The following is a 21,438-nucleotide window of genomic DNA, read 5'->3' as shown; positions in this document are numbered from 1 at the left end:
CCTGACCGCAGCGACGTTCCGAAATCGCCTCTCGACAGCACATGAAACCGATATTTCGTACAAACACGAACCATACCGGGATAACGATTATCGATCCGATTCAGCGGCGGCAGTTTCCGATACGAACTTCGAATTCCGTCGATCCGGTTTCGACCGATACCGACGCGTTCCGTTTTCCCGTCGATAGCGCGGCGGAAATCGTCACGAACACGCTCGTGTTACCGTACGTCGTTATCGCCCACATCAGAACCATCGACGGGGACGTGTTGACGAAAGTCGAGGATTTTTCGTACGAACAGCTTCCCCAAGGGGAGTATCTGATCGAATTGAACGCGCCGATTCGAATATATCTGCGCGTGAACAGCGGCGTAACGATAGCATCGTCGACGGAGCGGATGGAGTTCGATTTCGACACCGAAGCGCGTATTCGAATCGGGGCGCGTTCGTACCACGACCAGCCCGGTGCGACGGTGACGACGACGGCGACTCCTCGAGACGCGATGACCGCGCTTTCCACCTTCGGTTCGGCGCTGAAAACGACGAGTTGCGAGCGGTCGCTTCCCTCGCTCAGGGGACATCCGCCCGAAATAGAGCTCGGGAATCGACTCCACGTTCCCGAGGGACTATCGCCGCCGGATACAGGCGTTCGAATCGAGCTTCCGCCCGAACTGTCGATGATTTTCCCGACGAGTTCGCTCGCCTACTATTTGGGTGCGACCGTCGTTCCGGGTGACGAACCGAGACTCGTTACGGATCGCGGCTTCGTTCACCCGCTCGACCATCCGCAACGAGGGTTCGAGGGTGAAATCGAGCGTGTACTCAAACAGTCGTTGTTCCTCGACTGCGTTACTCGAACCGAGGGGTTGTATCAAATACCGCTCCACGAACGGCGGGCCATCGAACCGCACGTCGACGTGGCGTTCGACGAACTGTACGAAAAAGACCTCCCGGAACAAATCGAGACCTATCTCGGTATTCCCTTCGAAACCGTCGAAAAAGCAGTCCCAACGTGGCTTCTGTCGACGACGGTCACGAACGAACCGTCGAATCTCGAAGCGCTTCCGTATCTCGCGAACAACCTCTCCATCGTCTCGACGAAGGAAGAAAACCAACGACGGGAATCGAAACCCGAGATTCGAACGCCGATCGATGGTTTCCTGCGCGGAAGCGAGGCGAAACGAAGCGAACAGCGACGACGGAACCGCGGCTCGTACGTGGCACCAACTCGAACGGACTCCGTGGAACGGGCGTGGCTCGGCCGGGGAATGCCCGTCTCCGCGAACAAAATAATTAAATCGGCGTTCGAAAACAAACTCGAACGGTCGTCCTCGACCGATGGAATCGATATAACGGTGGTGTGTAACGAACGGGAGATGAGCCCGGAGTACGATTCGAAGAACAATCTGTACGGAAAACGGGACGAACTCGAGTTCGACATCGACGTTCATCGAAATCTCTCCGTGGACGAACTGGAATCGGTGCTCACTACTCCGACGGATTTCTTACACTACATCGGTCACAGCAACGACGGCGAGTTCGTCTGTCACGACGGCGGACTCAGCGCGGAGTCGATAGACGATGTCGCGGTCGATACGTTCCTCCTGAATGGATGCCGCTCGTACGAACTGGGAGTGGAACTCATCAACTCTGGGAGCATCGGCGGAATCGTCACGTACAGCGAAATCGCGAACAAAACCGCGATTAAGATCGGACGAACCATCGCCCGGCTGTTGAACCGCGGGTTTTCCCTTCGCTCCACCCTTTCGATTGCCCGGGAACAACGGCTAGTCGGAAACCAGTACATCGTGGTCGGCGACGGGAGTATCGAAATCGCCCAAAGCGAGAGCGGTACACCGTACCTCTGTCACTTCGATACCGGCGGCGACGAGTACGAATTGCGAATAACGACGTATCCGACAGTCGATTCCGGTATGGGATCTGTTTTCACCCCATTCATCGACGACATCGAAACGTACTTCCTGAGCGGCGGGGACATCGGAACGTTCCGCGTGAACGGGGAAACGTTACGTCGGTTCCTCCGCCTCGAACAGATACCGCTCGTCGTCGATGGGGAATTCAGTTGGTCGACCGACCTCGACCTCGAATCGCTGTAAAAAATTCGACTTCTATCGAATCGTTCCGCCGCCGGCGGCCGCCGCGTTCCCCGCCTGGGTGAGTAGCAGGCAGATGGTGAACAGGACGCCAATCATTCGTGGATTCTCCGCGAGATACGTCGTTAACGTGTCATTGCTTTCGGTCATCGCATCCGTTACGTGGGAGGCATCGAGAATAGCTTTATCTAAATACTCTAGAAGGGAAATAAATTATACTTTCTCCTCGCGTCGTAAGAGAAACCACGCCCTACCGAAAAAGGGAAAGCGTATAACGGAACGATATCGAATTCAACGTCACCCCCATTTGACGAGACACCTCAGTACTCCCTCAATGTGCTCAGTTCGTATGAGTAATCACCAATTACTCCCGTCTACTGCCGAACTCAAACCGTCGAAAAGGACGGGGACGTATCTCGATGTAGCCCGCAGGGTGGCGGTTAGTTTGGAGTAGATAACTGTTCGAAACACAAGATTGTCGTACCCATCCATGAAATCCACCACCGGATAGTGTCCATTGCAGATGCGATTCGAACTATGACGAGGGGGGAGACGGTCCGCGAGCGGTATCGCATATCGTACCCGATGGCTGACAACGTCCACGAGCAGTTCGACTCGCTGTCGGCAAACGCCGGATCGATGCCGATGACGATGCCGAGCGACGAGTAGCGAAGACCACCGTTCTCAATTCACTCGATTTCCACCGCAGTTTGCGGGCTTCCGGACTATTATTACATCTGTTCCCGTAGCAGTTTACGTGTTCCCCGATATCGAATACCTCGACTGGATTTCCGGGCGACCCGACTCCGCGAAATACGACCTCGGGTCGAGCGACCTTCGCAGACCGTTTCCCGACCCGGACGGTGTCGTGCCACCGGACCTTGCCGACCTTCCGGCACCGCCGGAAAACGTCGAATTGGAGAACATCATCGCCGAAGGCTACGAGGTGGAATCCGAAAACGTTCTCGTCACGGCAGGGGCGACACACGCGAATTTCCTCGCGGTGGCCGCCGCACTCAACGACGCGGGTGAAGAACTAAATTCGGTGGAAACCGATACGGACGATTCGGCGGGGCAGCAGAATCCTCGCGTACTGGTCGAAAAACCGGGATACGAACCGCTCGTGGCCACGCCGAGGGGGTTGGGTGCGACGGTAGACCGATTTTACAGACTGCAGGAAAACGACTACGCGCTCGACCCGGGTCGAGTTTCGGGGGCGACGACAGACGACACGCGCTGTATCGTCGTCACGAACCGCCACAACCCGAGTGGGAATCGTGCCGAGCGAGAAACTATCGCCGATGCGAGCAGCGCTGCCGCCGACAACGGCGCGTCTCTTATCGTAGACGAGGTGTACGCGCCCTTCTGCGAGAACGACGACCCGTCGGTTTTCGGCGGACCAACCGCCGCGGGACTTCCGAACACGGTCGTCACGAACTCGCTGACGAAGTTCCACGGATTTGGTTCAGTTCGAATCGGGTGGCTGGTCGCGGACGCCGAGTTCGTCTCTCGCGCCCGGTCGATTATGCACCACGTTCCTGCGGTTTCCGGACCTGCCGTGGCGTTGGCCCGGCGGGCACTCTACAGCGACATCCAACTCGCGGAGCAGTCGAGGGAACGAATCATCGAAAACCGGGAACTGCTGTCGGAGTTCGTCTCGGGTCGCGACGATCTCACCGGAACCGCCACCGCCGGATGTACCTACGGCTTTTTCCAGCACGAGTCGGCGGACGGGGACGACGTTTCCGAGGCGGCGTGGGAGGAGGGCGTACTGATCGTTCCGGGGCGGTTTTTCGACGATAGAGAGCGGTTCCGTCTGAGTCTTGGACTCGACGGACAATCGGTCGAAGAGGGACTGGAGGTCTTCGGTTCCGTGTTGGACGAACTGTAATCGAACGGAACTGTCGTCGAGCGGTCGTGAAACGTCTACCAAGAGTTAAGACCCGCCCATACAATCTTCGTGCATATGGACGGATCCCCTGAGGAAATCACGACCCTTGTCGGACGGGAGGTGTACTCCAACAACGGCGTGTTCGTTGGCGAAGTGGACGACGTTCGCCTTAACTTGGACGAAACCGCCGTAACCGGTCTCGCGTTGGGCGGAATCAACGACGAACTGTTCGGAAGCCGAATCGAACCCGGCCGCGGCGTCATCGTGCCGTATCGCTGGGTACGCGCCGTAGGCGACGTAATCCTCGTAAACGATGTCGTCGAACGGATGAAAGGCTCCGAGGAAGAAGAAGAAGAAGCGGTCGTCTAGTTCCCGTTCGTCTCGCCGTCAACGCCCATCGCGTCGAACAGTTTCTTTTTGACCGCTTCCTCGGTGAGCGCCAGCAACGTATCTCGATTGTTCTCGTTGGATTCGATGCCGGTGAAGATACCGAGCGGAATCTCCGCGCTCGCCTGCGTGGAGTGGCCCGCGGCCTCGCCGATATCCTCGAAGGCATCCTGCAGGACGTTGCCGATATTCAGTCGAATGTCCTTCGACCGGGCCGCGAGGTAGATGGTGTCGTCGGCGATACCGAACACAGCCGTCGTCGTGATACCTTCTAGATTGAGCAGATGTTGTGCGGCCTGCGTCAGTGCGTCCCGGTCGCGGATGAATCCCGCGCTGCTGACGAGATGACTTCCCTGCACGTCTCGACTGGTAATCGCCTCGGCCAGCACGTCGAGCGTTTCGGGCGACATCGAGGGTGACTCCACCTGTTCGAGCGTGTCGTGGTTCGCGAAGGGGTAGAGGTAGGCCGCGGCGGTGAGGTCGGCGGGCGTCGTGTCGCGTTTGAAGTCGAGTGTTTCAGCGCGAATACCGTACAAGAGTGCGGTCGCAACCTCCTCGCTGAGGTTGATATCGAACTCCTGTACGTACTTCGTCATGATGGTCGAGGTCGAACTGACGTTCGGGCGAACGTCGGAGAACTCCGCCTCGTACTCGCCCTCCGGTTCGTAGTGGTCGATGAGAATATCGACGGGATGGTCGAGCTCGGGCTCCGTCGCCCGCATGTGGTCGACGAGCGCGAATGTGTCGTACTCGCTGATGTCCATCTCGTCGCGCTGGAGTAGTTCGATGCCGAGAAGGTTGACGAACGCGCGATTCTCCTGATGGCCGATTTCGCCGAGATAGAGGATATCGGCTTCGACGCCGAGACTCTCGGCAATCGTCTGTAGCGCGGCGGCGCTGGCGATGGAATCCGGGTCGGGATTGTCGTGCGTGAGGATTGCGAGTTTCTCCGAGGAATCCTCGATGACCGCGGACAACTGGCGCGCTTTGTACTCCAACTCGCCGGATTCGAGCGACCGAAGCGCCGAATTGGCGATGACGGTCGAGGGGTTGATAACCACGTCCGCGCCCAATTCGGTGAGCTCGTCCGCGGAAACGGGGTCGCTCGCTCGGACGACGATGAATCGCTCGTCGTTGCCGTCTTGGAGGTTCGAGACGGCTTTCTTGTTCGCGGTCACGTCCGACGAAAGAATGAGGACGACATCGCGGTCGTCGACGACTTCTGCGACTGACTCATCGACGATGTCGCCCGCCTGGGCGTTCAAGTCTTGGTCGCGGAGCGCCTCGACGCGGTCGGTATCTCGGTCTACGATGAGGACTTCTTTGCCCTGTTCGACGAGTTCCTCGGCGACGGCGTAGCCGACGCTCCCGCACCCCAGAATAGCGTATGTAGACATCGAGGAGATTGTTATCCCGGCGCTCATTACTATTGGCCCGTTTTCCGGGGCGGTACTTAATCCTCCCGAAGCAGGCGCGAAACCAGCCCGACGCCGTGTTTTCCTCACCATTTCGAAACTGTATCTATCGCCAAAAATATCCAAATAAATGATATTAAATCCACTTATACAACTGACCACTCTCCCGACAACCCGACTCCGATGGTCGGTTTTTCACGCGGACTTGAAAATTTTCGCGGGCGCGACAGTCTCTGCAGAAGGCGAAACGTTCCACACCCACGAACTTCGCGCGACGTTTTCCACGCCGAGAGCGACGCGATTATTCGACCGTTCTCCGGCGTGAAATCGCCCGCAAAACGCACGACCGCGTTCTGAAAGGAAACGTATTTACGTCACACCACGCATTTTCAGAATGCGTTGGGCCGGTAGCTCAGTTAGGCAGAGCGTCTGACTCTTAATCAGACGGTCGCGTGTTCAAATCGCGCCCGGCCCGTACAACGAACTGATGAGCGAAGCGAATCAGTGAGTGAACCGGCAGGCACGATTTGAATCGCAGGGAAGTCGCGCCCAATGAAATGAGCACGTCCGACCGTGTGTTCAAATCGCGCCCGGCCCGTACAACGAACTGATGAGCGAAGCGAATCAGTGAGTGAACCGGCAGGCACGATTTGAATCGCAGGGAAGTCGCGCCCAATGAAATGAGCACGTCCGACCGTGTGTTCAAATCGCGCCCGGCCCGTTTTTACCACGAACAACACCGAAAGCTAAGGGTTTGGGCTGCCGTTCGAGAGGAGTTCCGAAATCGCCGAATCAAAGCGCAATGAACGCAAATCGCCGTCAAAATAGCTAATCGATGTGATTTTCGGCAGAATTCAGAGCAACAGCATGAACGTCCGACTGCCACTTGCGCCGTCACTGAGCGTGTAGTCGATGGTGATTTCGACGTTCTCGCCGACCATATCGACGGGTGAACCGTTCGATTTGAACTCGTAGAGCGAAACGGTGCCGAACGACCCGGGGGAGAGAATCGCGTCGTTGGACGCGTCAGTGCTGTGGCCGTCCCAGTCGAGGTCGATAGAGCAGGGGAGCGAAACGCCGTTGTTGATGTCCGTCACGCCGTTCTGTACGTCGGCGTCGATGAACAGTTCGCTAACCCACTGCCCTTCGCCGTAGGAGTGGTCGCGGAGTTGGTCGATGGCGGAGTTGTGGGGGTCGATTTCGAGGTCGGTGATGCGGACGTCCTGTCCGAACGTGTTCGCAATATCGAATCGCAGACCGGACTGCTTTGCGTTCGTATCTTCGGCTGTATTGGCCGCGATTACGTCCTGACTGTACGAAACCGTCTCGTGGATGAGGCCGAATCGCTGGAGGAATTCCTGCACTGCGGCTGTCGTCTCCCTGACCTGCTGGGAGAGCGGACGGCCGTTCTTACGGGTCGCCTCGAAGATGATTGCGCCCGTGTCGAGGTCGGCCCCCACCTTGTGCTTGAGCATCGGACTCGACCCGTCACTGCTGGAGTAGCCCGAGTAGTCGTACGTCGAATCGGAAACGTAGTTTTCGTTCAAGTACGAGACGAGTTGCTTCCGGTGGCCGGTCGCATCGCCCGCTCGGGTCGAAAAGATTCCCTGCCCGACGCCACCGTCGTCGGAGCTGTAGATGCCGTAGGAGCTGTGCAGGTCGAAGAGGAAGTCGATGTTTTCCGAAACCACCACGTTCCAGATTTCGCGGGCGAGGGCGGTCGTCGGTTCCGACCCGGTCGGGAACTGTCTGTTAAGATCGGTTCCGTTGCAGGTTCGAGAATCGATCTGAATTGCTTTGACGTTCGCTTCCGGAAGGACGACGAGTTTCCCAGCGTCAATGCGCCAGTTTGCAATCTTTTGCGCCGCCGTGTAGCCGTTTGCCTCGTCGCCGTGCATTCCGCCGACGACCATCACCGTCGGCCCGTCCGCGTCTGCCTCGCGGACGTACACGGTGGTCTCTTCGCTCGTCCCAGTTCGAATCGTGTAGTCGGAGCGTTGCGCGGATGCGAGCGGTGTCGCCGAGAGCATTCCGACAGCTGAGGAAAGGCCAAGAAGACCAGATTTAATATATGTGCGTCTATTTACTTTTGAGCCGAATAAATCGGATCCATCGTCGTTACGTGTCATGATTTCTCTTGAAGTGAGTTATTCACTTCATAGTTTCATGTTTCTCTGAATAAGTTACACCCTAGGATTAACATACGAATCTATTATAAGTAATAATAGTTTTATTAAATTTATGATATTTTTCCCACCGAATTCGCATATCACGACATTCTTTTCGTCTGTTATATTCTGAAAATGGATGAGCTCTCGGAGTACGGATTGCGATCGCTCACTCAGTACGGGTTTCCCGAACGCACGTAAAAAACAGAAAATTGACTCGGTCGCTCGAAGTACCTACTCCCCGGGACTGTAGTTCGGCGCTTCGTCGGTAATCATCACGTCGTGCGCGTGACCTTCGGTCTGACCAGCGGACGAGACGCGAACGAATTCGGAGCGTTCTTTGAACGCCGGAATCGTCTCCGCACCGACGTAGCCCATGCCGGACTGCATCCCGCCGACGAGCTGATGTAGTTCGCTTTCGAGCGTTCCTTTGTACGGTTTCGCGGCCTCGACACCTTCCGGAACGTACTCCTCGTCGTCCTCCGGGTCGTCTTTCAGGTAGCGGTCGCCGTCGCCGCTTTTCATCGCGCCGACGCTCCCCATGCCGCGGTACTGCTTGTACTTCTTGCCCTCGATGGTGATGACGCGGCCCGGTGCTTCGTCGGTTCCCGCGAAGTACGACCCGAGCATGACGGCGTCCGCGCCCGCCGCGATGGACTTGATGGCGTCGCCGGAGTACCGAATCCCGCCGTCCGCGATGACGGGCACGTCGTGTTCCGCCGCCACGTCGGCGACCTGCGAGATGGCCGTAATCTGGGGCATTCCCGACCCGCTGACGACGCGGGTGGTACAGATGCTTCCCGGGCCGATACCGACTTTCAGACCGTCGGCAAAATCGACCATCGCTTCTGCCGCCTCTTCTGTTCCGATGTTTCCGACGACCACGTCCGCGGAGACGGATTCCTTGATTTCCCGCGCGCCGTCGATGACGTTCAGGTTGTGCGCGTGTGCGCAGTCGATGAACAACACGTCCGCGCCCGCCTCGTCGGCGGCGACCGACCGGTCGGTTTCGAACGGGCCGACTGCGACGCCGACGCGCAAGTGGTCGTCCTCGTCGCGAACTGCGTCCCCGTACTCTCTCCGTTGCAGGATACCTTGCATCGTGATGAGACCGGTGAGGTAATCTCCGTCGTCCACGATCGGAACGCGCTCGATTTTGTGTTCGTACATCAGTTCGAGCGCCTCGCGCGCGGTCACCGATTCCTCGGCTGTGATAACTTCGTCCGTCATCGCCTCCCTGACTTCGTCGCTATCCCCGACTTCGAGATACGGTCGGATGTCCGTCCCGGAGATGATTCCCAGAACCTCCCCGTCGTCGTCCACGACCGGTGCGCCGCCGACCCCTCTGCGTTCCATCATCGCGTCCACCTCGCGGACGGTTTGACCTGGGTTAGCCGTCACTACGTCTCGAATGATGAGTTCGTCGGCGCGTTTCACGCGCTCGACTTCGTCAACCATCACGTTTACGTCCATGTTTCGGTGGAGGACACCGAGACCACCCTGCCGGGCCATCTCAATCGCCATCTCGCTCTCGGTGACGGTGTCCATCGCCGCCGAGAGGACGGGAACGTTGAGTTCGACGTTCTTCGAGACGCGCGATGTTACGTCGGCGTCGTCGGGTTCGACGCGGCTCTCCTTCGGGCGCAAAAGGACATCATCGAAGGTGAGTGCCTCTGGAACGCGGAGTTTTTCGGAAAACGAACCGCCGTTATGAGAATCGTTCGCCATGTAATGCGAACGTAGCGGTTATTGAAAAACGTTGCGTGATTATGCTCCACTTCCGAGCGATTTTTCGATTTCTATACATACACGTGCGTATCTACTGCCGTCCTCGACCCGAACGTATATCTCGTTGAAAAACAGTCGGCAAATGGGTGTATCTAACGACGATCAATAGCTTCGATAGTTATTTTCACGTCTATTTTGCGCCCCATGGGGGCACCTGTCACGCAACACTTAAGCAGAAAACCACAATAATTGGAGGTATGGACTCTACCAGTCTCATCGTAGAGCGCATTGCTGGTCGGACGAGCGGCGACTCCTTTGCTCCGATTGCAATTTTTGCGAAAATGTGCTCCACATTTACACTGGTAGGGAAACGGCCTGCGCTAAATCTTCGACCGAAATCGCATTCCCGGTCGCATCGCAGGTATCAACACCCTTCACCCACGGGTCAGGGTTATCGTGGCTAGTCAATGAGTAGTTCACAACATCCAATCGCCTATCGTTTAGAGCGACAGGTAGGCGGTGCGACGAAGTTGCTGGCGACCGTCATGGGGCTTCCCCTCGTAGACGGTATCTTCCCGGCGATGGTTCTCGCCGGAGCGATAGACGATCCGGTCGGTATCGTGCAGGTCGGCCTCCTCGTCTTCGGCGGGAGCGCCACCGTCGCCGTTATCCTCGCCGAGATGGACGGCACGCCGCGCGAACAGGCGATGACCGTCCTCGCGGTCGGCGTCGGAATCATCGCGCTCGCGTCCGTCGAAGCTGCGTTCGCGCCGACCATCGAGAGCGCGCTGAACATGGACGTGTTCAAGCGGTTCGCCGCGCTGGTCATGGGGGCCATCGCCGCGAAAACCGCCAGCGCACGAGTCGGCGAGTATCTGCCGAGTCCCGGTATCATCATTGGCTTCGGCATGCTCGCGAGCCTCCAACCCGCCGGATTCGAATTGGTGACGACCATCGACACGACGCGCGTCCTCCACGCCGCCGCGGCCGCGGGAAGCGGCGTCGGCTTTGCTCTCTCGGTCGCCCTGCTCGGCCCGTGGCTCCGAAACATCGTGGACATCGACCGCTTCCGCTTTGGCAGCGCGGTCGCGCTGGGCGTCCTGCCCCTGTCGATACTCGGCCTCGCGCCGGGTCGCGCTCCGCTGGCCGTTCTCGCGGTCACCAGCCTGCTGGCGCTCGATCCCGGCGAACAGGTGGATGCCGCCGTCGAAGCTCCCGACCAATCGCAACAGACGACCGACGGAGCGGACGCGTCCGATAACACGGCGGTAACCGACGGCGGAAAGAACGAAAACGTCGCGGGCGATACGGCTGAAGACGCCGAAGAAAGCGTCGAGACGGCCTACGGCTACCCCGGCGAGGAAGACGGCGACGAACGCCGTCCGTGGCTGTAGGAATTTTCTTCCTGCTCTCACCGAACGCTTTCGTGTAACGTTTTTCCGTCTCCCCGTTCCTGTGTCACGTATGGTCGAAAATCGCGTCGTGCAGGGGCGGATGGTCACACCGAAGAAACTCGCCGAGATTATCGAGAGCGAGTCGGTGATGGAGGCCGACAAAATCGAGGAGACAGACCGCGAATGCCCGGAATGTGGAGGAGATGTATTGAAAGTCGGCTACATGCCGAGTGTGACAGCGTTCATCACTGGGTACAAGTGCCAAGACTGCGACTGGCGGGAACGCGAAGAGTAGAAATCGAAACCCCTTTAGGTGGTTTCGACCTATCAAAGTCCGCGGGGTCGTGGCCAAGCCAGGGATGGCGACTGACTCCAGAGGCTACGCGCCCGGGACGAAACTCCAGCTGATATACCGAGCGAGTGACTGATCATCGCTCGCGTTGACGACCCTCTGGAGTTCCGAGGCGCACCGGAGATATCAGTCGATCGGGGGTTCAAATCCCTCCGACCCCACTCCGTATAAAACTATTGCGGAAGGTTCTGCCGTTACTTACCAAAAGTAAACCCGTCAGCGACGGGTGTATCGCCCAACGCCGAGGAGGTGACTCGGTGTGAGTTCCGACGAGTTCGAAGGCGACCTTCGAACGACCTACGTGGCCGCAATTGGTTCTGTCGTCGAGTCGCACGACGACGATCTCGTTCTTGGCGTTATCCGCTACAAATACGACTTCTTCGAGCGCACCGTTGACCGAAACTGCCCAGCGCTCGCACCGCCCCGCAAACTCCTCAACCAGTTCAAAAAGGTCGAGAAAGCCGCCGAATCCGACGGCGTGCATGTGTATATTGGTTTGCTGAGGTAGATATATGTGTATATCAGTAGTAGTGTTAGAGTAAGAATGTCCGGCGAATCTCAGCGCCGACTGCTATTTATCATCGTCTCAATCAGTATCGCGGCGATTATACAGGCGTATAGAATCACCATCGGCAAAGGAGATATCTGGGCAGTTATTGCTCTTATTTGCTTCTCGCTTATTGTGCTTGGCTCGGGATGGCAGCTTTGGTACCGACACGGGACAGAGCCAAACCATAATTAGGTAGATCAGCACCACGAACTGCGCACAGATCGAGACAGGGGTACCGGGGTGTGTCTACTTCCGCTTATGATTTCAGGGGACAGTAAACTTCGCCCACTTGTATATGAAGCGTAGATTGATTGGGATCCGTTCGTATCACTACCGGTTGTACTGCCCACAGGAAGTCAATCAGCAAAATTGGGCGAATTAGAGAACTCGACCTCGCTGCCGTCGCACGTTCTATTTCAATTATAGGATCAATCACACATTTTGAAACGCACCGAAATCCCAGAACGCAGATGACTTTTCCTACGATCTCGATTAACATCTGATACACGACCGCAGATTCTATGCCACTGATTGCGCGACGACAGGGCTCCGTGAAGAATAGTTGCCCATCTCTCAAACCATCCGTGCAATTCGCCGGTTGAATCCCTGATTCGGGTTATTCGGCCGTGTTGAATCCCTAAAGCTATGATCGATTTCAGCCAACGAGCCAAGGGTACCTGCTAATAGTGACCATTTACTGAACCACAACTTCAGCACACCCGTACATTGATTACGTCAGCACACTAAGTACAGCGTATGCCTGTACGCATCGAGGAGTTCGAAGCCGGGGATCTCCCAAGTGGCCCAAGCGTGCCCCAACAGGTACTTGGCTATCTATATACAAACCGGGACAAAGCATTCACCCGGTCGGAAATCGCTACCAGTATTGACGAGGATTCAAACACAGTTGGGACTGCCCTCTCACGGTTGAAACAGCGTGAACTCGTGCGACACAGAGGAGAGTACTGGGCGATAACGAACGATCTCGATCGGGTTGCAGATGCGTATGCTCTTCACACGATCACGGAACGGCTCAATCAAGACGAAGGAGCGATCGAGCCTGACGAGTGGGACGCAGTCGCTCCGGACGAACCACATCCAAGCGAGAGAGACGAATAAATGCAACCGGAACGTGGCGACGTGGTTCGAAGTTCGGACCCGTTCAAACTGGGCGAAGATAGCCAACGACCGTGGCTCATCGTCAACAACGAATCGCATCCGTTCGGCGACGAGCAGTACGTGGCTGTTGCTATCTCGACGAAAGAGTACGGTGATTCGATTCCCCTAGAGTCAACCGTCTGGGAAACAGGTGGTGTACCGTACGAATCGTTCGTCTCTCCATGGGCAGTCCACTCCCCTCGTATCGAAGATCTGGTGGTGTGGCAGGGCCGAGTCACGAAGGAATTCGTCGGTCACGTCGTTGATTCACTTGAGACGTATCTTCGATGACGATACAATGTGCGCTCAGAACACTACCGGGCGAGAATCTACTAGAAAGCTCAGCGGAATCGAAACCAAACGGCCCTCTTCATATACACCCGAAAATTTCTGTTGAATACAGAGGGTGTATCCAGCAAACCGCCGCTCTTCGTTTCACACTAGATGAGTTGAACTGACCGATAGGGAGAGCGCGCGTGTGTATCGCGTCAGCCGAATGCGAGTCCGTGCAGATTAGGCCGGGCTCACGCTCTGGACGCGCGTCCCGATGTGGTGGATCATACTGACTGTATAGGTCAATACACCGAACGTTGCGAGCACTGCCCCGACGAGAACCGCTGAGTCACCCAATCTGAGAATTCCACCCACACTTGCGGCAGCGAGGGTAAATCCAAGAGCTGCCACCCCCGCAGTGAGGGCTGGTGCCCGTGCTCCAATCTTCACAGCACCGAGAGCAGTCGCTCCTGCGATAGCCGCGAAAATGAGTGGCGCATCGAAACTGAACGGAACGACACCCATTAGGACTGACCAGTACGCTCCAGCCGAGAGAACGAACAGTCCGAGCGGCATGAGTATCGCTCTGAGCTTCGACTTTTTCATATATTTGTCGATGAGAGGGGAAGACAAATATCTTCGGTGGCTCTTCTTTATGAGGAGCGATACACGTACGCTCTGTGTCTATCACTTCGATGCCTCTCTAAACCGCGACTACCCAGTGACCGATTCGCGCCCTGCATTCAGCACGGCTGCCGAAACCGATCACGTGCTGAGGGTTTCAACAAAACCATCGTCGAAGATGCTCCAGTTACTTAGTGTTAGAGCCACGACACCTTCTCACGTTCACGTCGCTGTGCTTCCGGGCTGTGCGTCCCTCGGTAGTGATCGAGGAACGTGTCGAGGTCGTCCCAGCCGCCCCAGTCGCAGACTACCATCGCGTCTACGTCGGCCGAGCGCAGCGACGTGGCCCACGTTCGTCGCAAGTCGTGGAACCCGACGAACTCCCAGCCCGGCTCGTCGGTCACGTCGAGGAGATCGTCGGTCGCCCGTGCCATCCAGCGCCGGAGCGTTCGCGTCGAAACGCCGACGACCGGTTCATCAGCCGGGGCGTTGCGGACGTCGCCGACAGTTCGAATCGTCGTGGCGAGCGTCGGCGGAATCGGTGTCTCTCGGTAGTGGTTCGTCTTCGCCGATTTCCAGACGCGAAGCATCTGCCCCGCGTCGGTGTCGGCGACGTGATTAGGCGCGACCCGGACGACCTCGTCCGAGCGGAGGCCGCACCGCCAGCCCGACCGCGATGCGCTTCTCGGTGTCCTCGAACTCGTCGAGGAGCTGGCCGACTTCGGATTCGGACAGCCACACTTTCATCTCGTCGTCGTTCTCGTATTCTACTAAGTTCATGTCCGGTAAGCTCCCTTCGCGGTCAATATTCATTCGATGACCAAATTACTAAGATTACTGCCCACCATAAAGGGGCTGACGCAAGTCTAGTTATGAATATCGGTGAAGATTCTTTTAGTCGAAGGGTTGTTGATATATATTCCGAAAATAGCTACTTCTCCTATCTCTTCTCTGTTGATAACGTCGATGCGGACGGGGAGTCGTACCCCGCGGACATCGATAAGGGCCTTAAAGCAGATGATAATGATTCCGTGAGTGGCACTATTGCTAGTGGCTTTCTCAACGCCGACAACGCTGATAATTATCTTATCGTGGGCTTTATTGATAGTTTCACTGTATACGACCCGTACTCGGGAGGCTCGTCTGAGGGCATATCAGTGGTATTCAACCGAGACTAGGGCTCTCGCTACCGAAGGTCGATACGGTTTCTCTCGACGAGTATTTCTCACAAGATAGGGGAACGGGCTATCCGACAGCGCACCGGAGGAACTCGCGACGTCGCGTGTGTATTCGTACCATCATTGAATTGGAAGCGCACGGACTCCGGTGCACCGTCGCATTCCCGAGCCACGCGCAGAACAGGCGCACGGCGAGCAAGATGGTTTTCCAGTCGCTCCCCTGCCGGTTGCAGAACGCCAGAAACGAATCCCCCAAAATTGCACACATCAACCAGACTCACTGTGTGCAAATCGAGTCGGTTGCGAGTGCCACCGCATCGATCGGTCTGGGCTGATCGAGCGGTTCTCGGGGTTCATTATATATGCGCTCAGTTTCAGTTACCCGATAAAACTAGGTTTCCGAGGGACGTGTGCAAAAATATGCGTCTCCGAATGACCGATACGCGGGAACAACGGATGGAGTATCTCCTCGAAGCGACCGGCGAGAACACGAAGAGCAAGGCACTCGACCGCGCCGCCGAGTTCTATCTCCAAATGCGCGGCGACACTGTTGCGGTTCCAAACGGTGCGTTCGTCGAACTGATGGAGAAAGCTGAATAGCAGGGCAGTGTGACTCCGCAGGAGATTGGGGAGATTCTACACACCGACGAACTACCGGTGATGGCTGAAGTGTCGTGGTTCGTCGGTTCAGAATAGTTGGGATAGATCTTCTGTGGTAAGATGAGTGACTGACTGGCTGGATTGGGTCGCTGTAGCAACACCATCTGTGCAGAGGAGTCCCGATATTCGACACTCTTGAGTTACATTGTTGAACAGATACTGATCTGCTTCACGAGCAAAATATAGATACTCTAGCAATTCACGTAGGCCACGGGAGAACGTCGTCTCTGACTTCGTATATTTTACTTCGCCAATGATCACGTCAGTTAGACTCTCTTTCATCCCACTCGGTTCGTTTTCTTGTTTCCGTTTTTGATAGGCCAGCACTACAAAATCTGACCGACCACTGTAGAAGCTGTGATTACTTCCATTTGAGAGAAAATCACCGAAGGCTAAACCGTAATCGACCAAAAACTATCGTATGATTCCCGTGTTTGGGCCTGTGCCGGGCGGTATGGAAATCGGCGTTATCGTCTTGCTACTTACTATCATTCTAGCGCCTGCATATCACGTTTATCGGGACGCCAAAGCACGTGGGGGCGGCTACGTTTATCCGCAGACAATGGGCATGCTCTTGGTAGCATCATCGACAATATAGTCGGAACCTTGTTCGTTGGCGGCTTGTACTACTCGATTGAGGTTCACTCCGCGTGAGCAGCGAAACGACCATCCAATCTGCACGCTATTTATCGAAATTTTAATTCTCCTGTCGATCGAGCCACCTCCGTTGCACATGATTTCAGCCGAAATCACGCAGTAGGAAGCAGTTGCTGCTTTCGTATCCCGGTCAGACAACCCATAACAAAGTGCGAGTCTATCGTGCAACGTACTCAAGTGAGTATCAATGCCCCCCGAACGCCGTCTACAGACACGTCGACAGCTACTCCGAGTTTCCGGTACCGCCCTCGCAGGGACGTTTCTTGCTGGTTGCTCCGGTAAGAGGGACGATGGAAAAACGACCAACACCCAAACAACCGCGGGCAAAAAGAACAGATCCGGTCGGATGGTTCTACAGAAGGTCGGTCAACTGCAACCGTCCGGAAACGAAGCCCCGAGCGGGGGCTACTCGGAAGTTTCGGTTCGAGCGGACGGTAAATACGCCGTCGTCGGGTCGAAATGGGGTCTCAGTGGTTCGTATCTCATCGATCTCGGCGACCCCGCCAACCCGAAACAGGTTCACTATCTCGACAATCCGGACGACGCGCCGAATTTAGATGTCAAGTTCGATTCTCGAGACGGATTGTACTATCGAGCCATAGAGAGGCACCATCCCGGTAATTTTGAAATCGTCGATTACGGCCACGAAAACGGATCGCCGGCGAACCCGACGGTCGTCGGTACCATTTCGGAGGAGAAATCGCACAACGTGACACCGCATCCGACCGAGCCAGTTCTCTATACGGTGAACTACAGGCTGGAAACAAATGGATTCGACGTGTACGGTGTGAACGACCCGACGAATCCGAACAAACTCGGCGAGTACGGCCCTCAGGGGGCAGCCCACGACATTACGGTTGACCCGGAACGGGAGGTGCTCTGTTGTTTCTATCAGGCGGGGGAGTTCATCGGAATCGTCATCTACGATGTGAGCGAACCATGGAAGCCGAGCGAAATCGGCCGGTTCGACTATCTGGAACGGAAATCGTACAGCACGGCCCAAGTCGGGGAGGAGGCGTTCGGGAGCGCACACCACGGACATTTCGACCCACGGCGAGAGTTGCTCCTCGTGGGTGACGAGCGACCGCAGGGGATTCCGGGCGGAAAACACGTCTTCGACGTCGGATGGAAAGACGGGTCGCTGTCGAATCCGATTCCGGTTGGATTCACCATCTCGCCGAACGCACAGCGCATGGCGGAGGACGACTTCGCCGAACGCTTCGACTGGACGGGCCATCATTTCAGCATCGTTCCTTGGGGGGAACGAACGTTTATCGTCAGCGCCGACTGGCACGAAGGAGTGGTGATATACGATATTACCGACCCGAAGAACCCGAATCCGGTTGACCGGTATCCCACCGACGACGAGATAGATTCGCTCACACCGAACGACACGGTAGCGCAACTCGGCGAGCCGCCGATGGCGTGGACGGCAAGGTACGATGCGGAACGCGAACTCGTCGTCGCGAGCGATACGTTTACCGGACTTTACACATTCAAGCTGGTGACTCGATAGCAGTCCAAGGGAGAATGGTCGGTGGAGAGGGAACAGTCGAAGGGAGTAAAGCGTGTCCTCCGCGGCGGTCCGTTATCGACCCATGACCGCTTGCCGAAGTTCGGCGACGATTGGCGCGCCGTCGAGCAACCAGAGGACGAACACGAGCATGTACGGGGCGAGGTAAATGCCGAGCACCATCAACTGCGTTTCCGTCGAGAGCGAGTAGAGGAACGCGCCGATGATGCTAAACACGCGGTCGAACAGCGATACCTCGTGTCCGTAGGGTGGAAGCGTCACGACGGGCCAGAGCACGGGCGCGAATGGCGACTCGTCCCGCCCGACGATTCGGATGAGTACGTCGCCGGCCAAGTGCGACCAGTAGCCGACGGTGAACGCCACACCGACCGCAGACCGACCCTTGTAAACTGCGGCGGCGAGAACCAGTAGTCCGACCGGCACCGCGACGAACACCGAGTGGGCGACGGAGTAACCTTGCGGGAACAAGTGCAGCCCCCACGAGAGGGTTTTATCCACGAGGTCGGGTAGCTGCGTTCCGAAGAGGAGGGCGAACACCGCGAGACCGGCGGGCGGCGCGCGCGTCCAGATGCGGTGGCCGAGCGAGTACACGACGTAGCCGAACGCGGCGTGACCCCACGGCATCATGGCAGGCTCACCGCCAGGAACGCACTGGCAGTGCGATGTGGGAGAGAACCAATCGTTCGCATCGGACTCCGATACGGGTAGCTCATCTGGAGGTGGGTAGCAGTTCGAGGAATAAAAATCCGAAGAAGTTCCCGGTTGGTTCCGGATGATACGGTTGGTCGGAATTCAGTGTGACGGGGTTTGGTTCGTCTCCGAACGGTTCCAGTTCGATTGGTTACACTGGGCAGTTCGAAGACGAATAAACGAGTACTGTGAGAACAACGTTCGCCGATTACTCTTTCACGACGACCTTGCCACTCGCGTCAATCGTCACTTCGTACACGTCGTAATGGAAGGTCATGGAGACGTTGTCGCGTGACTCGCCGTATCGTCGCGTGCGGAACAGGGCATCGATGGCATCACAGTTCACGAATGCGTGAAGGGGCCGCATCTCGTTCGGGCGTTCGTCCATCACGTTCGCAAGGGCGCGCACGATTCCCGCACATGTGTGTCCGTTGGTCATTTCCGATTCGATTTCGAAGACGTAAGTCGAAGACGTTTCAGCGGGATTCTCGCCTCGACGGTTTTCTATCTCGATTCCCATACTCTCATCAGCGGGCAGTTTAACCACGGTTGTACTACTACGGGTGCAGAGGCGGAATCGGTATATATCTATCGGCGACTGACAGATGTCACTGGAGAATCATTCGATGGCATGGACGAATAGCTACTATATTCAAATACGATTGTAAAACTCACCGAAGATGTCGTCTCCGAAGGACGACCCGACCGCGATACTGTAGCCTCCTTCAGTTGTCATTCGAGGTAGATTCGGACGAGGAGGAAAACGATTCCACAGAACCGATTGACTCCGGGGACTCGGTCGAATCTCCCTGAAGTGGTTCTATCTCGATTTTGCTGTCGCTGTACACCGTCACCTCGTGGCCATCGTATTCAAAACTGACGTGTCCGTCCGAGCGAGGGTTCCCGAGTTGCGTCTCCGAAAACAAAGAGTCGAGCGCATCCGGGTCGATAATATCGTAGAGAACCGGCCTGATTTCCGTCGGCGTCGTCTCTTCGTGTTCTGCGATGGCGTTAACGACTCGAATACTAGGTCGGTCGTCGATACTTGACTCACGCTCGGTGAAATCATCCATCTCGTCCTGCGCTACCACATATCTCCCAATAAATATGACGAAAAACACTTTAGAGCACTCATATCGCCATTATATTGTGCTTTTGGCCTTCGTCACTCCCGCGCAGAATCCAACACCACGAACACTTCCACCGCGGTTTGCACAGTTTAATTCGACTGGCACGAGAATCCACGAGTGATGTCGAACCGCGGCGGTTCACGCTTACCCGGCGTCGGCGACGAGCGCGAAGAGCACATCGTGTTTCACGTCGATATGGACTGTTTTTACGCGGCCTGCGAACGTCTACGGGAGCCCGAACTCGCAGGTGAACCGATTGTCGTCGGGATGGGATACGAAGAAGGAGAATCACACGGCGCGGTCGCCACCGCGAGCTACGAAGCCCGAGAACACGGCGTTGAGAGCGCACAAGCCATCAGAAAGGCACTCGAACGGTTGCCGCGAAACGACAGCGCGGAGGACTCCGGCAACGATTCGGCTGGTCATGATACCCCCGATACAACAGGCTACTACCGTCCCGTGGACATCGACTTTTACAAATCCGTCAGCGAGGACGTGCGCGCAATCCTCTACGATTGCGCGGACACGGTGCGCGAGGTGAGCATCGACGAAGCCTACCTCGACGTGACCGACCGAACTGCATGGAAGGTCGCCGAAGGGTTCGCACGACACGTCAAAAACCGAATCCAGCGCGAGGTCGGCGTCCCGGCCAGCGTCGGCGTCGCCCCGAATATGAGCACGGCCAAAATCGCCAGCGACTACGACAAACCGGACGGATTAGTCGTCGTGGAACCCGGAACCGTCCGCGACTTTCTCGCTCCCCTCAACGTGGCTGAGATTCACGGCGTCGGTCCCGTCACGGCACGAGAACTCCGCGAAATGAGTATCGAAACGGCGGGCGATTTGGCCGATGCCGACCCGCGCGCGCTCGCCGACCGATTCGGCGAGCGCGGACGCGAACTTTACCAGCGAGCGCGCGGAGACGACGACCGGGAAATCACCCCGCGGGGGCGACCGAAAAGTCTCTCCCGCGAATCGGCGTTCACCGGCGCAACGAGCGACTCTGAGGAAAAATGCTCGCGCATCGAAACGCTGGCGACCGCCGTGGCGGAGCGCGCGCGCGACCGGAGCGCGATGTACCGAACCATCGGGATGAAGGTCGTAACGCCCCCCTTCGACGTGCACACCCGGGAACGGTCGCTCCCCGGACCGGTTGACGACCCGGAGCTAGTCACGGAAATCGCGCTCGACTTGCTCACTGAGTTCGAAGACGACCGGGTTCGAAAAGTCGGCGTCCGTGTTTCGAACCTCCAGTTTACAGAAATCGACCAGACGAGCCTCGACGGCTTCGACGCGCCGGGGAGCGCGAAGTCGGAAGGAGAGGCATCGCCCGGAGAACTGACGCCAACCGAGAGCGATGACGAGGACGATGGAGCGGAAACGGGTGAAACCGAGACGCAAAAATTCGAAACAGAAACGGAAAACTCTCATTCCGGACAGGTGTCGCTTTCCGACTTCTGACGCGAAAGTTCGGATCTGTGCTGTAACCCGCGATTCGCCACTTTCGGACCGCTGATTACGCTCGACTCCATACTCCC

Annotated in this window: 23 protein-coding genes, 2 tRNA genes and 1 pseudogene; 16 read left to right on the top strand and 10 right to left on the bottom strand. The window is 56.9% G+C overall.

The genetic code is table 11. The annotated features are described in order from the left end of the window. Positions 1–41: 41 nt before the first annotated feature. The gene (locus LIX15_RS19215) at positions 42–2,114 is read left to right on the top strand and encodes a hypothetical protein (protein ID WP_227775147.1); all 2,073 of its coding nucleotides are present in this window, start codon (positions 42–44) and stop codon (positions 2,112–2,114) included. 12 nt (positions 2,115–2,126) lie between these two features. Here the strand turns inward: LIX15_RS19215 and LIX15_RS32860 are convergent, their stop codons facing one another. Then, positions 2,127–2,261 (bottom strand): DUF7503 family protein, encoded by a 135-nt coding sequence (locus tag LIX15_RS32860; RefSeq protein WP_265338382.1) that lies wholly within the window; start codon positions 2,259–2,261, stop codon positions 2,127–2,129. Between the two features lie 360 nt (positions 2,262–2,621). Here LIX15_RS32860 and LIX15_RS19210 point away from each other — a divergent pair, with 360 nt between their 5' ends. The 3 genes from LIX15_RS19210 to LIX15_RS19200 all read left to right on the top strand — a co-directional run bounded on the left by LIX15_RS19210 (position 2,622) and on the right by LIX15_RS19200 (position 4,371). Then, positions 2,622–2,780: a hypothetical protein gene (locus tag LIX15_RS19210; protein ID WP_227775146.1), complete on the top strand. Its 159-nt coding sequence runs from the start codon at positions 2,622–2,624 to the stop codon at positions 2,778–2,780. Between the two features lie 88 nt (positions 2,781–2,868). Next, the gene (locus LIX15_RS19205; protein ID WP_227775144.1) at positions 2,869–4,002 is read left to right on the top strand and encodes a pyridoxal phosphate-dependent aminotransferase; all 1,134 of its coding nucleotides are present in this window, start codon (positions 2,869–2,871) and stop codon (positions 4,000–4,002) included. Positions 4,003–4,077: 75 nt separating this feature from the next. Continuing rightward, positions 4,078–4,371 (top strand): PRC-barrel domain-containing protein, encoded by a 294-nt coding sequence (locus tag LIX15_RS19200; RefSeq protein WP_227775142.1) that lies wholly within the window; start codon positions 4,078–4,080, stop codon positions 4,369–4,371. Here the strand turns inward: LIX15_RS19200 and LIX15_RS19195 are convergent. Further along, positions 4,368–5,813, bottom strand: coding sequence for a DHH family phosphoesterase (locus LIX15_RS19195; RefSeq protein WP_227775139.1), 1,446 nt, complete (start codon positions 5,811–5,813; stop codon positions 4,368–4,370). The genes LIX15_RS19200 and LIX15_RS19195 overlap by 4 nt on opposite strands. A 392-nt stretch (positions 5,814–6,205) precedes the next feature. Between LIX15_RS19195 and LIX15_RS19190 the strand changes: the two genes are divergently transcribed. Next, positions 6,206–6,279: transfer RNA gene (locus tag LIX15_RS19190), tRNA-Lys, on the top strand. A gap of 379 nt (positions 6,280–6,658) precedes the next feature. Here LIX15_RS19190 and LIX15_RS19185 read toward each other — a convergent pair. Together LIX15_RS19185 and guaB are read right to left on the bottom strand one after the other, a co-directional pair. Further along, positions 6,659–7,933, bottom strand: coding sequence for a succinylglutamate desuccinylase/aspartoacylase family protein (locus LIX15_RS19185; protein WP_227775137.1), 1,275 nt, complete (start codon positions 7,931–7,933; stop codon positions 6,659–6,661). A gap of 273 nt (positions 7,934–8,206) precedes the next feature. Then, the gene (gene guaB, locus LIX15_RS19180) at positions 8,207–9,700 is read right to left on the bottom strand and encodes an IMP dehydrogenase (RefSeq protein WP_227775135.1); all 1,494 of its coding nucleotides are present in this window, start codon (positions 9,698–9,700) and stop codon (positions 8,207–8,209) included. A gap of 257 nt (positions 9,701–9,957) precedes the next feature. Between guaB and LIX15_RS34015 the strand changes: the two genes are divergently transcribed. The 7 genes from LIX15_RS34015 to LIX15_RS19150 all read left to right on the top strand — a co-directional run bounded on the left by LIX15_RS34015 (position 9,958) and on the right by LIX15_RS19150 (position 13,445). Next, entirely contained in the window at positions 9,958–10,164 is a 207-nt protein-coding gene (locus LIX15_RS34015) for a DUF8099 family protein (RefSeq protein ID WP_486327104.1), read from the top strand. 3 nt (positions 10,165–10,167) lie between these two features. Further along, entirely contained in the window at positions 10,168–11,094 is a 927-nt protein-coding gene (locus LIX15_RS19175) for a DUF5794 domain-containing protein (protein WP_227775134.1), read from the top strand. A gap of 70 nt (positions 11,095–11,164) precedes the next feature. Continuing rightward, positions 11,165–11,389 (top strand): DUF5795 family protein, encoded by a 225-nt coding sequence (locus tag LIX15_RS19170; RefSeq protein ID WP_227775131.1) that lies wholly within the window; start codon positions 11,165–11,167, stop codon positions 11,387–11,389. Positions 11,390–11,432: 43 nt separating this feature from the next. Beyond that, positions 11,433–11,607: transfer RNA gene (locus tag LIX15_RS19165), tRNA-Trp, on the top strand. 98 nt (positions 11,608–11,705) lie between these two features. Then, on the top strand, positions 11,706–11,954 hold the full coding sequence (locus LIX15_RS19160) for a hypothetical protein (protein ID WP_227775130.1): 249 nt from the start codon (positions 11,706–11,708) through the stop codon (positions 11,952–11,954). Positions 11,955–12,752: 798 nt separating this feature from the next. Beyond that, the gene (locus tag LIX15_RS19155; RefSeq protein WP_227775129.1) at positions 12,753–13,115 is read left to right on the top strand and encodes a hypothetical protein; all 363 of its coding nucleotides are present in this window, start codon (positions 12,753–12,755) and stop codon (positions 13,113–13,115) included. After that, entirely contained in the window at positions 13,116–13,445 is a 330-nt protein-coding gene (locus tag LIX15_RS19150) for a hypothetical protein (RefSeq protein ID WP_227775127.1), read from the top strand. A 222-nt stretch (positions 13,446–13,667) separates the two neighbouring features. Here LIX15_RS19150 and LIX15_RS19145 read toward each other — a convergent pair whose 3' ends face one another. From LIX15_RS19145 to LIX15_RS19135, 3 genes and pseudogenes are all read right to left on the bottom strand, one after another. Further along, entirely contained in the window at positions 13,668–14,033 is a 366-nt protein-coding gene (locus LIX15_RS19145) for a hypothetical protein (protein ID WP_227775125.1), read from the bottom strand. Positions 14,034–14,248: 215 nt separating this feature from the next. Further along, positions 14,249–14,653, bottom strand: a pseudogene (locus tag LIX15_RS19140) (tyrosine-type recombinase/integrase); the annotation flags it as partial. A 16-nt stretch (positions 14,654–14,669) separates the two neighbouring features. Next, positions 14,670–14,831: a hypothetical protein gene (locus LIX15_RS19135; RefSeq protein WP_227775123.1), complete on the bottom strand. Its 162-nt coding sequence runs from the start codon at positions 14,829–14,831 to the stop codon at positions 14,670–14,672. Between the two features lie 92 nt (positions 14,832–14,923). On the opposite strand from LIX15_RS19135, the gene LIX15_RS19130 reads away from it, so the two are divergent. The 3 genes from LIX15_RS19130 (at position 14,924) to LIX15_RS19120 (ending at position 18,062) form a co-directional block, all read left to right on the top strand. Then, positions 14,924–15,229, top strand: coding sequence for a hypothetical protein (locus tag LIX15_RS19130; protein WP_227775121.1), 306 nt, complete (start codon positions 14,924–14,926; stop codon positions 15,227–15,229). A gap of 432 nt (positions 15,230–15,661) precedes the next feature. Next, positions 15,662–15,829: a hypothetical protein gene (locus tag LIX15_RS19125; RefSeq protein WP_227775120.1), complete on the top strand. Its 168-nt coding sequence runs from the start codon at positions 15,662–15,664 to the stop codon at positions 15,827–15,829. Between the two features lie 904 nt (positions 15,830–16,733). After that, positions 16,734–18,062 (top strand): LVIVD repeat-containing protein, encoded by a 1,329-nt coding sequence (locus tag LIX15_RS19120; protein WP_227775118.1) that lies wholly within the window; start codon positions 16,734–16,736, stop codon positions 18,060–18,062. 72 nt (positions 18,063–18,134) lie between these two features. Here the strand turns inward: LIX15_RS19120 and LIX15_RS19115 are convergent, their stop codons facing one another. The 3 genes from LIX15_RS19115 to ddfA all read right to left on the bottom strand — a co-directional run bounded on the left by LIX15_RS19115 (position 18,135) and on the right by ddfA (position 19,861). After that, positions 18,135–18,707 (bottom strand): metal-dependent hydrolase, encoded by a 573-nt coding sequence (locus tag LIX15_RS19115; protein ID WP_227775116.1) that lies wholly within the window; start codon positions 18,705–18,707, stop codon positions 18,135–18,137. A gap of 271 nt (positions 18,708–18,978) precedes the next feature. Beyond that, positions 18,979–19,317 (bottom strand): HalOD1 output domain-containing protein, encoded by a 339-nt coding sequence (locus LIX15_RS19110; RefSeq protein ID WP_227775114.1) that lies wholly within the window; start codon positions 19,315–19,317, stop codon positions 18,979–18,981. A 178-nt stretch (positions 19,318–19,495) separates the two neighbouring features. Continuing rightward, positions 19,496–19,861, bottom strand: a complete 366-nt coding sequence (gene ddfA / locus LIX15_RS19105; protein WP_227775113.1) for a DdfA family disk-determining factor — start codon at positions 19,859–19,861, stop codon at positions 19,496–19,498. 159 nt (positions 19,862–20,020) lie between these two features. Here ddfA and LIX15_RS19100 point away from each other — a divergent pair, with 159 nt between their 5' ends. Further along, positions 20,021–21,361: a DNA polymerase Y family protein gene (locus tag LIX15_RS19100; RefSeq protein ID WP_227775112.1), complete on the top strand. Its 1,341-nt coding sequence runs from the start codon at positions 20,021–20,023 to the stop codon at positions 21,359–21,361. The last annotated feature ends 77 nt before the right edge of the window (positions 21,362–21,438 follow it).

The organism is Haladaptatus pallidirubidus, from assembly GCF_020700235.1.
GTDB classification, from domain to species: domain Archaea; phylum Halobacteriota; class Halobacteria; order Halobacteriales; family Haladaptataceae; genus Haladaptatus; species Haladaptatus pallidirubidus.
The sequence above is the reverse complement of the archived record's forward strand: the minus strand, read 5'-3'. Positions and strand labels throughout refer to the sequence as shown.